The sequence below is a fragment of the Arenibacter sp. F20364 genome, assembly GCF_023015905.1.
Lineage (GTDB): Bacteria > Bacteroidota > Bacteroidia > Flavobacteriales > Flavobacteriaceae > Arenibacter.
On sequence record NZ_JALKBD010000094.1, the window covers coordinates 1 to 1661 of the forward strand.

At 35.0% G+C, this 1661-nt stretch carries 2 protein-coding genes; both read right to left on the reverse strand.

Annotation, left to right across the window (positions count from 1 at the left end):
- Positions 1 to 156 precede the first annotated feature (156 nt).
- Positions 157 to 612: a hypothetical protein gene (locus tag MWU84_RS23815; RefSeq protein WP_246906498.1), complete on the reverse strand. Its 456-nt coding sequence runs from the start codon at positions 610 to 612 to the stop codon at positions 157 to 159.
- A gap of 64 nt (positions 613 to 676) precedes the next feature.
- Entirely contained in the window at positions 677 to 1243 is a 567-nt protein-coding gene (locus MWU84_RS23820) for a Crp/Fnr family transcriptional regulator (RefSeq protein ID WP_246906501.1), read from the reverse strand.
- Positions 1244 to 1661 lie beyond the last annotated feature (418 nt).

Consider the following 1661-nt stretch of genomic DNA (forward strand, 5'->3'; position numbering starts at 1 on the left):
AGTTTGTGAGTCGAAATAGGTCACCTTTTCTCCTCTGGTTGTTCAGTAATTTCAATAAATTAAACATCTATAAATTTAATAATGCTAATCTAATAGCGAAGTCGAAGTGCGAAGGGAGGTGGTGTCTTGCACTTTTCGAACCACGGACTTTTTTCGTTAAGGAATTTTGATTGCACTAAAATAGGTCCAAGCAATAAACAGAAATTGTAATGGAATTCTAAACCACAGATAGGAAAGACCATTTCCAATAAATGTTCCTTTTTGATAGTCGATATTATGCATTGAAGCATAGATATTTGCTGGCAACATCAATATTAGGAAAATAATTAAAGTCCATCCAGTAATCACTTTTAATTTTGGAATAAGCAAGCCAATTGCTAAAAGAATTTCAAAAAGTCCCGTGAGATAAACAAGGTTTGTTTTATATGGAATAAATGGTGGTATTATCATTGCCATTCCTTTGGTAAATACGAAATGTCCTATTGCTGTAAAACATAGCATTAGTGACATTGCAATTCTTGCGGATAAGGCAAAATTATAGCCCTTATGGACAATTTTTATGACAAAAATTGCAATCACTAAGCTCGAAAAAAGTATTACTAATGGTTTCATATTGTCTTCTTTTAATTCATTTACAAAGTTCATAAACGATTTTAGAGTTGACAATGAACCCAAGTTAAGTAATTCGTTTGCGTATCCTGCTTAAGGCCTGTGGTGTAACGCCAATATAAGAGGCTATATATTTTAATGGAATTTGTTTCAGTAATTTTGGTCGTTCCAAGAACAAGTCCAAATAACGTTCTTCTGCAGTTTTATTCAGTAGGGAAATTTCTCTTTTCGATTTTATTAAAAACATATTCTCTGCCATTCTGCGCCCAATTAAATTTCCGCTTTCGGTTTCTTTATATACCTCTTGAAGGTCTTTGAAAGATATTCGCCATAAAGTTGTGTTTGTCAGGGTTTCTATTTGATAATGGGAAGGGGTTTGGGTGATAAAGGAATCATAAGCAGTCACAAATTCGTTTTCAAATAAAAATCCAAATGTTAATTCACTTTCTTCGTGTGGAATATAAAATCTCACTATTCCTTCAGATATAAAGGATAAGTAGTTCTCAATAGTTCCTATTTTTATTAGGGCGGAGTTCTTGTTTAATTTTTTCTTACGCAATTTTGAAGAAAAAAAGTTCCAGTCAGAATCGCTCATTGGATAAATTTGGTCAATAAACTTTTTAATTTCTTCCATTCGGCGGATTTTTTAGCAAATGGCCAACGGTAGTCTCTCTAAAAACCACAATTAGTTTGGTATAAATGTACACAATTTGGGGTTTCAGGGATTGTTGTTTTGTCAAGAAATGCTCATTTCGCTAACAGAGGGTTTTAAGAAGTGTGCAGTTGGGAGACTTTGCACAGCGGGTGGCAGTTTAGGCAATCTGTGTCTGGCAGAGATTAGAAAAAAAATGGACAAGATCTCTTAAATAGTAAACAGTGGTCAGTGGTCAGTGGCCAGTTGGCAGTGAGCAGTAAAAAGTGAACAGTAGGCAAAGGGTCTCAAGTCAAGAGTTTTTATTGTGATTATTTGCACTCAAAATCAATCCGTCATTGCGAGGAGCTATGGCGACGAAGCAATCTCCTCAAACAATTGACAGATTGCCGCGCTGCGC